Source organism: Pseudactinotalea sp. HY160 (assembly GCF_009372055.1).
Taxonomy (GTDB): Bacteria; Actinomycetota; Actinomycetes; order Actinomycetales; family Beutenbergiaceae; genus HY158.
This window is the reverse complement of record NZ_WHMT01000001.1, coordinates 279,936-292,417: the sequence shown is the minus strand read 5'-3', so window position 1 is coordinate 292,417 and position 12,482 is coordinate 279,936. Positions and strand designations below refer to the sequence as shown.

The 12,482-nt window shown below is 71.6% G+C and carries 11 protein-coding genes; 5 read left to right on the top strand and 6 right to left on the bottom strand.

What is annotated here, in order from left to right:
* Window positions 1-79: 79 nt before the first annotated feature.
* The 4 genes from GCG21_RS01280 to GCG21_RS01265 all read right to left on the bottom strand — a co-directional run bounded on the left by GCG21_RS01280 (window position 80) and on the right by GCG21_RS01265 (window position 5,614).
* Entirely contained in the window at window positions 80-916 is an 837-nt protein-coding gene (locus tag GCG21_RS01280) for a heme ABC transporter ATP-binding protein (RefSeq protein WP_194164876.1), read from the bottom strand.
* Complete coding sequence (locus tag GCG21_RS01275; RefSeq protein WP_370517188.1) at window positions 916-2,040, bottom strand: FecCD family ABC transporter permease; 1,125 nt, start codon at window positions 2,038-2,040, stop codon at window positions 916-918. The genes GCG21_RS01280 and GCG21_RS01275 overlap by 1 nt, the downstream gene beginning before the upstream one ends.
* Entirely contained in the window at window positions 2,037-3,161 is a 1,125-nt protein-coding gene (locus GCG21_RS01270; protein ID WP_152817460.1) for an ABC transporter substrate-binding protein, read from the bottom strand. The genes GCG21_RS01275 and GCG21_RS01270 overlap by 4 nt, the downstream gene beginning before the upstream one ends.
* A 95-nt stretch (window positions 3,162-3,256) precedes the next feature.
* A complete protein-coding gene (locus GCG21_RS01265) occupies window positions 3,257-5,614 on the bottom strand; it encodes an HtaA domain-containing protein (RefSeq protein ID WP_152817459.1) in 2,358 nt (785 codons plus the stop codon).
* A 388-nt stretch (window positions 5,615-6,002) separates the two neighbouring features.
* On the opposite strand from GCG21_RS01265, the gene GCG21_RS01260 reads away from it, so the two are divergent.
* The 5 genes from GCG21_RS01260 (at window position 6,003) to GCG21_RS01240 (ending at window position 10,703) form a co-directional block, all read left to right on the top strand.
* Window positions 6,003-6,653, top strand: coding sequence for a heme oxygenase (biliverdin-producing) (locus GCG21_RS01260; RefSeq protein ID WP_152817458.1), 651 nt, complete (start codon window positions 6,003-6,005; stop codon window positions 6,651-6,653).
* Window positions 6,654-6,906: 253 nt separating this feature from the next.
* Window positions 6,907-7,452, top strand: coding sequence for a SipW-dependent-type signal peptide-containing protein (locus tag GCG21_RS01255; protein ID WP_152817457.1), 546 nt, complete (start codon window positions 6,907-6,909; stop codon window positions 7,450-7,452).
* Window positions 7,453-7,511: 59 nt separating this feature from the next.
* Entirely contained in the window at window positions 7,512-8,840 is a 1,329-nt protein-coding gene (locus tag GCG21_RS16505; protein ID WP_152817456.1) for a signal peptidase I, read from the top strand.
* 65 nt (window positions 8,841-8,905) lie between these two features.
* Window positions 8,906-9,364, top strand: coding sequence for a SipW-dependent-type signal peptide-containing protein (locus tag GCG21_RS01245; protein WP_152817455.1), 459 nt, complete (start codon window positions 8,906-8,908; stop codon window positions 9,362-9,364).
* Window positions 9,365-9,470: 106 nt separating this feature from the next.
* The gene (locus tag GCG21_RS01240) at window positions 9,471-10,703 is read left to right on the top strand and encodes an alpha-hydroxy acid oxidase (RefSeq protein WP_152817454.1); all 1,233 of its coding nucleotides are present in this window, start codon (window positions 9,471-9,473) and stop codon (window positions 10,701-10,703) included.
* 3 nt (window positions 10,704-10,706) lie between these two features.
* On the opposite strand, the gene GCG21_RS01235 is transcribed toward GCG21_RS01240, so the two are convergent.
* Window positions 10,707-11,021: a PAAR domain-containing protein gene (locus tag GCG21_RS01235; protein WP_194164875.1), complete on the bottom strand. Its 315-nt coding sequence runs from the start codon at window positions 11,019-11,021 to the stop codon at window positions 10,707-10,709.
* Between the two features lie 21 nt (window positions 11,022-11,042).
* Window positions 11,043-12,371, bottom strand: coding sequence for a hypothetical protein (locus GCG21_RS01230; protein WP_152817453.1), 1,329 nt, complete (start codon window positions 12,369-12,371; stop codon window positions 11,043-11,045).
* Window positions 12,372-12,482: the final 111 nt, after the last annotated feature.

The following is a 12,482-nucleotide window of genomic DNA, read 5'->3' as shown; positions in this document are numbered from 1 at the left end:
TGCTTGCTCATGGTAGCCGAAGGTGCGCGAAGTTGTTAGTCCCTGTTCAACATGCGTCAGATTCCATCATTCTCGGTGATCACAGGTCGAGGGCCAGGCCGGCGGCAAGCTCGGCGGTGTCGCTCAGGCCGACGGCGCGCTGCTCGCCCCGGCTCGGCGCGATGCGCACCCGGCCCGCGTGCTCGAGCACGTCGATGGGCGTTCGATAGACCCCGGAGAGCAGCTCCGGCGTGCACACCTCCCGCACGGGTCCCGCGGCGTGCACGCGACCGCGATCCATGAGCACGAGGTGATCGCCGTAGGAGGCCGCCGCGTCCAGATCGTGCACGACGATCCCCACGGCCGCCCCGCGCGCGGCGATCCCGCGGGCGAGCCGGAGGGTCGACTCGGCGTGGGCGATGTCCATGGCGGCGGTCGGCTCGTCGAGCAGGAGCACGCTGGCCTCGTGCACGGGCATCGCCTGGGCGAGCACCCGGGCGAACGCGGCCCGCTGCCGTTCCCCGCCGGAGAGGGTGGTGATCTCCCGATCGGCGAACTCGGTCAGCTCGGTCAGGTGGAGCACCCGGGAGACGATCGCGTCGTCGTCCCCGGGCGTGGTGTTCCACGGGGTCCGTCCCATCGCCACGACCTCGCGCACCGTGAACGGGAAGGCGACGGTCGAGTCCTGGGCCATGACGGCCCGCAGCTGCGCGGCGCGGCGCACCGGGATCCGCGCGAGTTCCTCCCCGCCGAGGGTGACGCTGCCGCGGTCGGGCGCGAGGTACCCGGCCGCCACCGACAGCAGGGTCGACTTCCCGGCCCCGTTCGGCCCGATGAGGGCCGTGACGAGCCCGGGCGCGAAGGCGACCGAGACGTCGTCCAGAATCCGTGCGCCCCCGATCGAGACGCTCACGCCGGCGAGGCTGAGGGCGGCCATCAGGCGCGCACCCCCTGCCCGCGCAGGGTTCGCCGCAGCAGCACCAGGAACAGCGGGCCGCCGACCACGGCCGTGAAGATCCCGATCGGCAGGTCCCCGAAGGGGATGATCGTGCGCGCGACGATGTCGGCGAGGCTGAGCAGCACCGCTCCCCCGAGCGCCGAGAGCGGCACGAGGTAGCGGTGCGAGGGCCCCACGAGCAGCCGGAGCGCGTGCGGAACGATGAGCCCGACGAAGGCGATGACCCCGGAGAACGCGACCGCCACCCCCGTGAGCAGGCACACGAGCAGGATCGCGATGACGCGCAGTCGCTCGACCGGCACCCCGCTCGTGGCGGCCGAGGTGTCCCCGAGGGCGAGCACGTCGAGGTTCCCGCGCACGAGCAGGCAGCCGGCGAACGCAACCGCGAACACGCCCCCGGTGATCGCCACGCTGCTCCAGCGCGCGTCCGAGAGGGTGCCGAGCTGCCAGAAGATGACCTGCTCGCGGGAGGAGGTGTCGCCGAGGAAGATGAGGAAGCTCGTGGCCGCGGTCGCGATCGCGTTGATGGCGATGCCCGTGAGCACGAGGGTGAGCACGGCCGCCTTGCCGCCGGTGCGGGCCAGTGCCCAGACCGCGAGCGTGACCACGAGCGCGCCGAGGAACGCCGCGATCGGCAGCGCCGCGGGGGTGACGGCGGTGAGGCCGAAGACGATGACGACCGCCGCCCCGACCGAGGCGCCCGAGCTCACCCCGACGATGCTCGGCTCGGCGAGCGGGTTCGCGAACACGCCCTGCATCACGGCACCCGCGACCGCGAGGCAGGCGCCGACGATCATCGCCAGCAGCGCGCGGGGGAAGCGGATGGCCCACAGGGCGGCGTCGAGGCGCGACTCGCTCGGGGAGGCCGCGCCGGTGAGCACGCGCACGAGGGAATCGACCACCTCGCCGAGGGTCGTGTCGAACTGCCCGATCGTGGCCGAGGCCACGAGGGTGGCGAGGAGTCCGACCGTGAGCACCGAGCCGACGATCGCGGCGCGCAGGCCGCGCCGGTTTGCCCGCACGCCGCCGACGCCGCGGGCGGGACCGGGCCGCGCGGGCTCCCGGGCGGCGAGGGTCTCGGGCGCGTCCGGCGCGGTGATCACGAGGCGTCGCCGCCGGTGTAGATCGCCTCGGCGAGCGCCACGAGGTTCTCCGGGGTGCGGGGGCCGTAGGCGAGGAGCTGACTGTCCGCGGCGGTGACGACGCGCTCGTTCATCCCGGCGGTGGTCGCGGCCATCCCGGGCCGGTCGAGGAAGCCGTCGATCCCGCCGCTCGATTCGACGCCGTCGTCCATGGCGAGCACGATCTCGGGATCGAGGCTCACGAGGGACTCCGCGTTCGCGGGCCGCAGGTTGTCGATACCGTTCTCTCCGGCGACGTCCGCGAGCCCGAGCGCCCCGAGGATGTCGGCGGCGCCGTACTCGGCGCCGAGGATGAAGAACACCCCGGCGGTGCCGCGCACGTAGAGCACCAATCCGCGGGGTGGCCGCGGGGTGCCCGCGGCGAGCTCCTCGACCCGCTCGAGCGCGACCGTGAGCCGGTCCTGGGTGTCCTCCGCCAGCGTGGTCGCCTCCGCCGCCATCCCAACGGCCGCACCGACCGCCTCGATGGTCGTCGCGATCCCCTCGAACGTGGGGATCTGCTCGAATCGCACGACCGTGACCCCGCCGGCCTCGAGCTGGCTGTAGGCGGCGGCGGTTCCGATCGTCGTGTTGGTGAGGATGAGGTCGGGCTCGAGTCCGAGGATCGCCTCGACGTTGAGGTCGTGGCCGCCGCGGGTGACCACGGGCAGGTCCGCGAGCGAGGCCTGCAGGTCCGAGCTGGCGCGTCCCACGAGGGAGTCCCCGAGCCCGAGCCCGATGACCGTGTCGGTGAGCGTGCCGTACAGGTCGAGGCTGAGCAGGCGGTCGGCCTTATCGATCGTGACCTGTTCCCCCGCCGCATCCGTGATGGTCACGGGCAGGCTCGGCCTCGCCCGCGTCACGACCGGCTCCATGTCCGGCACGTCGGCCGCGTGGGCGGGCCCGGTGAGGTCGAGCGCATTGACGACGGCGCCCGGCTCTCCCTCGTCCTCGCCCTCGGTCGCGGCTCCGGTCGGGGTCGCCGCGGTGGCCCCCGTGGTCGCCGTCGCGGCGGGGTCGCCCCCGGTTGCGGGGGCGGAGCAGCCCGCCGCGAGCATGGCCAGGGCGGCGATCGTCGCGGCGGCGATCCTGGACCGCTTCACGGGCGACTCCTTGCTGTGGTGGTCGATCGGTCGATCTGTCGTTGTGAAGGACCGGGTGCCCCCGGGGATCGCCCCGGGAGCACCCGATCGTTCGGTCAGCGGCGCAGCGCTGAACCGCGGCGCGTGGTCCGCGCCCGGGCGAGCAGCAGGACCGCCCCGGCGAGGGTGAGTCCCGCGACGAGGGCGATGAGATCGTCCGCGCCCCCGAGGCCGGTGTGGGCGAGCCCGTCGCCGGTGTAGGTGGTGCCGTCGGCGTTCACGCGGTTGCCGTCCTGGTCGTAGCAGACCTCCTCGGTCGTGTCGGCGGTGGCCCCGCTGACGGAGAGCGTGAGGGAGTCGAGGGATTCACCGGCGGAGTAGAAGCCGGCGAACGCCTTCGCCCCGGCGGCGGTCAGGGTGGCGGATGCCGTGCCGCCCTGGCCGGAGACCGACGAGAACGACAGGTCGGCGAAGGTCACGCCGCGGGCGGACAGGTCGTTGCCCTCCATGTCCTGGGAGGCGATGTCGGCGACGAGCACGCCGGAGCGGGCGCCGGTCACCTTGACCCGCACGTTCGAGACGGTCGTGGTGAGCACGCCGTCGTGGCCGGAGAAGTGGACGGATCCGGGGAAGGTGACGGTGCCGGCGCCGGAGGCGTCGAGGCTGCCCGATCCCGCGCCCCAGGTGAAGCCGCCGCCGCCGCGGGCCGCCCCGCCGGCGGTGGAGATCGATCCCTTCGCGATGCCGCCCTCGATGTAGCTCGCGAACGAGGACTTGACGCCCCAGGTCAGGCGCGGGGTGCCCGCCGAGCCCTGGACGGTCTCGACGGTGCAGGTGACGACCGTGCCGTCGTCCTTCTGCTTCTCGAGCTTGCCGGTCACGACCGGGGCCGTGTTCTCGGGGGCCGGGCCCTCGTTCTCCTCGGCCTCCGGCTCCTGACCGTCCGGCTGCTCGGGCGTGGTGCCCGGCTGCTCCGGCGTGCCACCCTCGCCCGGACCGGCCGGGAAGAGTGCCTCGAGCTGGTCGTCGGACAGGGTGATCGGCGCGGTGTCGATGAGGGTCGCCTCGGTCAGGTTCCCGTGCGCGGACCAGGTGAGCAGCTCGAAGTCGCCGCCCTCGGGCAGTTCCCCCGCGGGCACGGACAATTCGGTCGCCCATGCCCCATCCCGCACCTGCTGCGGCATGATCCACGTGAGCGCCAGCGCACTCGTCGAGGCGTTGATGTCCTCGTAGCTCTGCGTCGCCGCGTCGCGGATCGCGGCGTAGAAGCCCATCGCGGGCTTGGCCGACCCGTCGGCGCCCTCGGCGTCCGGCAGGTCGACATAGCCGCTGCCCGAGACCGCCACGGTCAGCCCGTCCGTCGCCGAGGCCGCGGTCACGGCCACGGTCGTCTCGGGAGCGTCGGTCCCGTCCGTGCCGCCCTCGCCCGAGCCCTCGCCGGATCCATCGCCGGGCCCCTCGCCCGCGTCACCGGGGAAGAGTGCCTCGAGCTGGTCGTCGGACAGGGTGATCGGCGCGGTGTCGATGAGGGTCGCCTCGGTCAGGTTCCCGTGCGCGGACCAGGTGAGCAGCTCGAAGTCGCCGCCCTCGGGCACCTCCCCCGCGGGCACGGACAGTTCGGTCGCCCATGCCCCGCCGCGCACCTGCTGCGGCATGATCCAGGTGAGCGCCAGCGCACTCGTCGAGGCGTTGATGTCCTCGTAGCTCTGCGTCGCCGCGTCGCGGATCGCGGCGTAGAAGCCCATCGCGGGCTTGGCCGACCCGTCGGCGCCCTCGGCGTCCGGCAGGTCGACATAGCCGCTGCCCGAGACCGCCACGGTCAGCCCGTCCGTCGCTGTGGCCGCGGTCACGGCCACGGTCGTCTCGGGAGCGTCGGTTCCGTCCGTGCCGCCCTCGCCGGATCCATCGCCGGGCCCCTCGCCCGCATCACCGGGGAAGAGTGCCTCGAGCTGGTCGTCGGACAGGGTGATCGGCGCGCGGGCGAGCTCGGTGTCCTCGGTGAGGAAGCCGTGCGCGACCCAGGAGACGACCTCGTAGTCCGATTCGCGGTCGAGCTGGTCGGCACCGGCGACCAGGCTCGTGGACCAGGCGCCGTCGCTCACCGCTGTCGGCCGCACGTACTGCAGCGCGGTCGCGAGATCCTGGTCGGCGTTGAGTTCCGCATCGCTGATCGAGGTGTCGACGAGGGCGAGATAGAAGCCCGCCGCGGGCGTCCCCAAGCTCGACTCCGGCAGGTCGGCGAACCCGGTTCCAGAGGCGCTCAACTCGAGCCCGTCCTGCGCGCTCGCCCCGGTCACCTCGACCTCCATCTCACCCGCGAACTCCGCGGCGACGGCTGGGATCTCCCGACCCCCGTCATCAGCCTCATCGGCCATCGCCGGTGTCGCTGCGATGACGCCGACGGCGGCGAGGGCGAGCGTGGAGAGGGCACTCGCGGAGCGCCGCCACGGCCGAGACGGACTCGTTCTCAACATGGGTTCCTCGTTCTTGATCGATCGCGATGCGTCTGCCTCGCCCGGGTCACCGGCATCCACGCCGGAGCGCGAGTAAGGCTAGCCTTCCCTCGCTTTATATCGCAACACGCACCTTGCATATTGATCTGACAGGCTGTCGGATCCCCGTGACGCCGGCGCGATCGGCTCGGCGGCGGCGATTGCGGCCGTCGCCGACCAGCATCGGCGGCGCCGCCGCGTGACCGACCTCACGCCCCGGCCGACCGCACGTCTCAAATACGTGACTCACAACTGTCGTTATTCGACGCACCGTGCCATAGTGTGCTGACGCACTGTCGTGACAATGCGTCAGCACGGCCGGCCCCGCCTGCCACCCACACACCGCCGTCGATCGAGGAACGCCGTCGCCATGACCACCACGCCCCTGTCGGAACTGCTGCGCACCGCCACCCGGGAACAGCACGAGCACGCCGAGACCCGCACGTTCGTCACCGACCTCATGTCGGGCCGACTCGGGCGCCCCGCCTATATCGACCTCGCGGTCCAGCACGAGGCGATCTACACCGCACTCGAGCAGCTGGGCGAGCGACTCTCGAACGATCCGATCACCGCCGCCTTCCTGCTGCCCGAGCTCATCCGGCTGCCGAGCATCGAGGCGGACCTCGTGGCCATGGTGGGCGCGGACTGGCGCGAGCACACGAGCCTCGTTCCGGCCACGGAGGTGTATGTCGATCGCCTCGCCGCGATCTCGACCCCGGCCCAGTACGTGGCGCACGCCTACACGCGCTACCTCGGCGACCTCTCCGGCGGCCAGGCGATCAGCGCGATGCTGCGCCGCCACTACGGCATCCCGCCCGAGGAGCTGACCTTCTACTCCTTCACCGCCATCCCGAAGGTCAAGCCGTTCAAGGACTCCTACCGCGCGCTGCTCGACGCGGCCGCCTTCACCGACGCCCAACGAGCCGAGGCCGTGGCCGAGGCGAAGATCGCGTTCGACCTCAATGCCGCCCTGTTCGTCGATCTCGGGGCCCGGAACGAGAGCCTGGAGGTCGCAATCTGACACGGGTCGGCGGGCCATACCCGCCACCATTTCGGCCGCGCCGGAGAATTCCTCCGGCGCGGCCGCTTCATATGCAGCCGTCTCACTTCACCAGGCCGATCGACTGCTAGCATCGGGATGATTTCTGGTGCCATGGACGGCAGGGGCGAAAACGCACTCACGGGAAGAGGGCGTATCGCGGGTTCCACTGCCGCTTATTGTCGCCGGGCGATCACTGATCGAACATTCCGTCCTTCCATCAGTTGGAGTTGAGATGAAGCAGTCCACCCGTTCACGCAAGTTCAAGGCGATCCTCGCCGGCGGCGCCGTGCTGGGCGTCGGCGCGGCCGTCACCCTGGCCGCCTGGAGCGACGATCAGGCGGCGACCGGCACCTTCACGGCCGGCACGTTCGAGCTCCAGAGCAGCACCGACGGCACGACGTGGGCGAACAACGGCCAGAGCGCGCCGGCCACGCTCACGTTCGATGCGGGCACCCTGGCACCGGGCGACACCGTGGCCGCCCCGTTCGGGCTCCAGGTGACCGGCGACTATTCGGCGGACGTGACGATGTCCACGAACGGCACGGCACTCGCCGGGCTGACGTACGACCTGTACGAGGTCACCAACCCGGGCGAATGCACCACAGGGATCACCGAAACCGCAGTCTTCTCCGACTCCGACCTCGCCACCGGCACCTACAACACCACCCTCGACGTGGGCACACCCGCGTTCGTGTGCTTCGTCGTGACGGCCTCGACCGACCTGGAGCAGGGCACCTCGGCGTCCACGACCTGGACCTTCGACGCGGCGTCCAAGTAGTCGTATTCGAACGGGTGGGGTCTCGACCCGGTCGAGACCCCACCGGTGAAAGCGGATAGATGAGACCACGCCATTCCTCGCCGCCCCCGACCCTGCGTGACCGCGCCGGCGGATTGCTGCTCAACCTCGCGGCAATCGCCGGGGCGGTCATCGCCGTGCTCGCCATTGCCGGACTCTCCCTGAATATCAGTATCGTGCTCTTTCGCACGGGCTCGATGGGGCCATCGATCCCCGCCGGTGCCGTGGCGCTCGTGCGCGAGGTCCCCGCCGCCGGGATCGAGGTGGGCGACGTGGTGACCGTGGAACGCGAGGCCGGGCAGCTGCCCGTCACCCACCGCGTGATCGAGGTCCTCGGCACCGACGCGGCCACGGGCGAGACGCGCTTTCGGATGCAGGGCGACGCGAATGCCGAGCCCGACACCCGGGTCTACGACGCGATCGAGGTGCGCCGCGTGCTCGGCTCGGTTCCGGGCGGAGCCCGGATCGTCGCCGCCCTCGGGAACCCGCTGGTGCTCGGCCCGATCACGCTGGCGGCCGCACTCCTCGTGCTCTGGGCCTTCTGGCCGCGGGAGGACACACCTCCCGCACCCGCCGGCGATGCTGCGAGCGACCGAGACGGCGGGCACAGTGGGCACGGCGGGAGCGGTGGGCACAGCGGGCACGGTGGGAGCGGTGGGCGCGGTGGGCACGGCGGGCGCGGCGCGAGCGTGACCGCGGTCGTCGCCCTCGCCGCCCTGCTGCACCTCGGCCCGGGGGCGACCGTGGCCCGTGCCGCGCCGACCCCGCCGGCCCCGACGACCCCGACGGCCCCACCGGCTCCGATGAGCCCGGCGACCACGCAGCTGATCGAAGGCGAGTACCTGCGTCTTCGAACGGTCGAGGCGCCCGGGATGCGCTCCCTCACCCCGGGCGAGAGTGCCGCATGGATCGTGGGCGTGTGGGCCGAGGCCCCCGACGGACACGGCGGACACGGTGGACACGGCGGCCGGATCGACGTGGACGTGCGCGCCTCGGGCATCGCGGATCGGGGGCGGTTCTCGGCGCGGATCACGAGCTGCGATGTTCCCTGGCGCGGGGCCGCCTGCCCCGGCGAGGAGCAGATGCTCCTGGCCGGGGCGGACGTCGTCGACCTCACGGGGCGGGACCTCCTCGGCTTCGACTCGACCGAGGAGCGCTGGCTCCGCATCGACGTGACCCTCGACCCCCGCGCGCCCCAGGACGGCTCGGTCGACCTGACCGTGCGCGCCCGCGGCTTCGGCGAGGAGATCTCGGACGACGGGGCTCACCTCCCGGCCACGGGTGCCGGTCCCGCATGGCCCGCCCTCGCGGCCGGGCTGCTCGCACTCGGGGCGGGCGCCGCCCTCATTCGCAGGAGGACGACCCGATGACGCGCCGAACCGGCCGGGACCGGTCCAGTTCCCGGCGGACCGGATCACAGCGGTCCCGTTGCCACGTGGCCGCGGCCGCCTGCGCCGCCGCGGCGCTCGCGCTCACGGTCGGCCTCGCCGCCTCGGGCACGGACGCGGCCTGGCAGGCGAGCGAACGGGCCGAGGCCACGTTCACGGCGGCAACGCTCGGATCGATCGAATCCCCGGGATGTACATCCGGCGGCATCGCAGGCCTCCTGGCCTCCCAGGTCAAACTCAGTTGGGAGAGACCCACATCGCTCTCACAGGAGACCGATGTGTCCTACGAGGTTTCATGGGCCCCAGATGCCCCGCCCGACGGGCCGCTAACGGTACAAGGACTGGAGTATACGTTCGATGCGCCGAGCAAGCTCCTGGGAACGACGATGTACGTCCTCACGGTCACACCTGTCGCCAACACGTGGCGTGGCGAACCCTTCTCGTACAAGGCCAGCGTCACGTCGGCACTCACGCTGCCTGTGACGGCGGTCTGCCTCACCCCGTAGGAGAACCACGATCTTCTGAGTACGAGCATCACCTCGAGGTCCGACTACCCGCCAGACATCGGTACCCTGAGCAGCGTCCTGCGTGTCCGCAACAACGAGGTGACCGATGGTCCAGCGCCAGTTCCCGAAGCCCGCCGAGATCTTCGAACTCATGCAGTTCAAGAAGCCCGAGCTCGACGGCAGGAGGCGCCGCCTGGACGCGGCCCTGACGATCGAGGACCTGCGGGCGATCGCCAAGCGCCGCACCCCCGCGGCCGCCTTCGACTACACCGACGGCGCGGCCGAGGGGGAACTCTCCCTCGCCCGCGCCCGGCAGGCGTTCAAGGACATCGAGTTCCACCCGGCCGTCCTCAACGACGTCTCCCGCCTCGACACGACCGCCTCCGTCCTCGGCGGCACGTCGACGCTGCCGTTCGGGATCGCCCCCACCGGGTTCACCCGGCTCATGCAGACCGAGGGCGAGATCGCCGGCGCCGGGGCGGCGGGCGCGGCGGGCATCCCGTTCACCCTCTCGACCCTGGGCACCACCTCGATCGAGGCCGTCAAGGCCGCCAACCCCCACGGGCGGAACTGGTTCCAGCTCTACGTCATGCGCGAGCGGGAGATCTCCTACGAACTCGTGCGCCGGGCCGCGGCGAGCGAGTTCGACACCCTCTTCTTCACCGTCGACACCCCGGTGGCCGGTGCGCGCCTGCGGGACGCCCGGAACGGGTTCTCGATCCCGCCGCAGCTGAGCCTGGGAACCGTGGTCAACGCGATTCCCCGCCCGTGGTGGTGGTTCGACTTCCTCACGACCCCGAAGCTGGAGTTCGCCTCGCTGTCGGCCACCGGGGGCACGGTCGGGGAGCTCCTCGACTCGGCGATGGACCCGAGCATCGACTTCGACGACCTCGCGGTCATCCGCGACCTGTGGCCCGGCAAGATCGCGATCAAGGGCGTGCAGACCCTCGCCGACGCGAAGAAGCTCGCCGACCTCGGGGTCGACGGGATCGTGCTGTCCAACCACGGCGGCCGCCAGCTCGACCGCGCCCCGATCCCGTTCCACCTGCTGCCCGAGGTCGCGCGGGAGGTCGGCGGCGACGTCGACATCGTGCTCGACACCGGGATCATGAACGGCGCGGACATCGTGGCCTCGATCGCCCTGGGAGCGAAGTTCACCCTCATCGGGCGCGCCTACCTGTACGGGCTCATGGCCGGGGGCCGCGAGGGTGTCGACCGCGCGATCGAGATCCTCGCCGACCAGGTCGTGCGCACGATGAAGCTGCTGCAGGTCACGTGCACGGACGAACTCGAGCCGAGCCACGTGACCCAGCTCCAGCGGCTCCTCCCGCGCGGCTGAGACTCAACCGCCGACGATCACGTTCGGGCTTCCGGGCCCGGGCGCGATCGGGGTGCCGTGCATGCTCTGGTCCCCGAGCCGGGCGGCGGGGAAGTTTCCGATGAGCACGGTCGTGCTGCCCATCGCGATCCCGTTCGGGGGCCCGACGCAGGCGATGCCGCCGGGCATCGCGTTCGCCACGGCGGCCGGCTGCCCGCCGATGAGCACCGTCATCACCCCGGCCGCGGGGGTGATGGGCCCGCCCACGTGCGGCTTCGGCCCGTCGAACAGCGGGCACAGCGCGGAGTCGCCCACCCGCAGCGCCGGTCCCATCGGCATGGCCCGACTCCCCTCTCGCCGCTAGTCCTCGGCGGGCTTCGGCGCCGGCTTGAGCATCTGCCCGCCCCAGAGCACGGCCGTGTCGCACGTGGTCGGCGGCGGTGTCTGCGCGGGCGGCACGCCCACCTCGTCGCACCGCACCACCATCCGCAGCCGCGAGCCCGACGACGCCACGAACGGCGCCTGGAAGTGGTAGTCGGTGTTGCGGAAGTTCTCGAGGGCGACGTCGAAGATCACGCTGTCGTCGAGGTGCACCTCGAGCCGGCCGAAGTCGCCCTGCGGGTTCGAGAGCACGAAGTCGGTGAGCTTGAGCGTCGTCTTCTCCGGCACCTCGAAGATCGCCTGGTTGGTCGAACCCGCCGCGGTGGTCGTGTGCAACCGGTCCGAGATCGGGGAGACCACCTCGTCGAGGGTCGGGCTGCCCACGAGCTCGTTCGCGGTGTTCGCGGCGTCACCCGCGTCGACGGCGGAGCTCTGCGCCGACTGCGCGGCCGTGCCGGCCTGGTCGGCCTTCTCCCCCGCCTGCTGTGCCGCCTGCATCGCGTCGGCCGCCCGTTCGTTCGCCTGCTCGACGGGTTCGGCCACCGCGGCCTGTGCGGCGGAGACGATCGTCGGCTTGAGCAGCAGGAACCAGAGCAGTGCGAGCAGGATGAGCAGCGCCAGCAGGGCCAGGAGCAGTTTGGGCAGCCACGTGGGCACGAGCGGTTCCTGAACGTGCGTGCCGTCGAGTACGACCGGGGTCGAGGCGTCGGCCGCCACCGTCACCGTGAACGGATGGGTGACCTCCGGCCCCCGCCAGAACTTGTCGAGCGGGGAGACCTTGAGGTCGGTGAACATCGCGTGCCCCGGCTCGACCGTGAGCGACGGCGGGGTGACCTCGACCTCGAGCGCCCCGGCCTCGTCACCGCCCGTGAGCTGCACGGTGACCGGCGCGTTCCCGCGGTTGTCGACCGCGAGCCGATGACGGGCGCCCCGCCGGCCGTGCGACGTGCGCGGAATGAGCTCGGCCGTGGTCTGCAGGAACGGGAGGACCTCGACCATCCCCTCGGGAACGACCACGTTCTCGGGGTTCTCCGTGGGGATGACCCGGACGCCGAAATCGAACCGTCCGGCCGGCACCTGTGCGGAGACGGGGGGCGCGAAGGTGATCGCGGCCGTGGTCTGCGCCCCGGGGTAGAGCCCCGTGATCTCGGCGGGCTCGACGCTCGTCCATTCCTGGGGCACCCCCAGGACCTCGAACCGGTAGCCCTCGACGATGTCGCTGTCGTTGCGTATGAGCAGCGGCACCGTCTCCGTGGTGCCGGCCGTCAGCCGAACGGTTGTCTCCTCGAGTCGCGCCATCGTGCTCATATTGTGATCGTAGGAAGATCACACCGATGATTCATGGCCGTACAGCCGTCTTCCGGGGCACTCGAAGCTGCCCGTTAAGTCCGTGTTAAGCGGACGTAAAGTGCACCGCGT

Bases quoted from the DNA above. Each gene is read 5' to 3' on its own strand.
- GCG21_RS01280 (WP_194164876.1), bottom strand. From the start codon at position 916: ATGGCCGCCCTCAGCCTCGCCGGCGTGAGCGTCTCGATCGGGGGCGCA.
- GCG21_RS01265 (WP_152817459.1), bottom strand. From the start codon at position 5,614: ATGTTGAGAACGAGTCCGTCTCGGCCGTGGCGGCGCTCCGCGAGTGCC.
- GCG21_RS01260 (WP_152817458.1), top strand. From the start codon at position 6,003: ATGACCACCACGCCCCTGTCGGAACTGCTGCGCACCGCCACCCGGGAA.
- GCG21_RS01255 (WP_152817457.1), top strand. From the start codon at position 6,907: ATGAAGCAGTCCACCCGTTCACGCAAGTTCAAGGCGATCCTCGCCGGC.
- GCG21_RS16505 (WP_152817456.1), top strand. From the start codon at position 7,512: ATGAGACCACGCCATTCCTCGCCGCCCCCGACCCTGCGTGACCGCGCC.
- GCG21_RS01240 (WP_152817454.1), top strand. From the start codon at position 9,471: ATGGTCCAGCGCCAGTTCCCGAAGCCCGCCGAGATCTTCGAACTCATG.
- GCG21_RS01235 (WP_194164875.1), bottom strand. From the start codon at position 11,021: ATGCCGATGGGACCGGCGCTGCGGGTGGGCGACTCCGCGCTGTGCCCG.
- GCG21_RS01230 (WP_152817453.1), bottom strand. From the start codon at position 12,371: ATGAGCACGATGGCGCGACTCGAGGAGACAACCGTTCGGCTGACGGCC.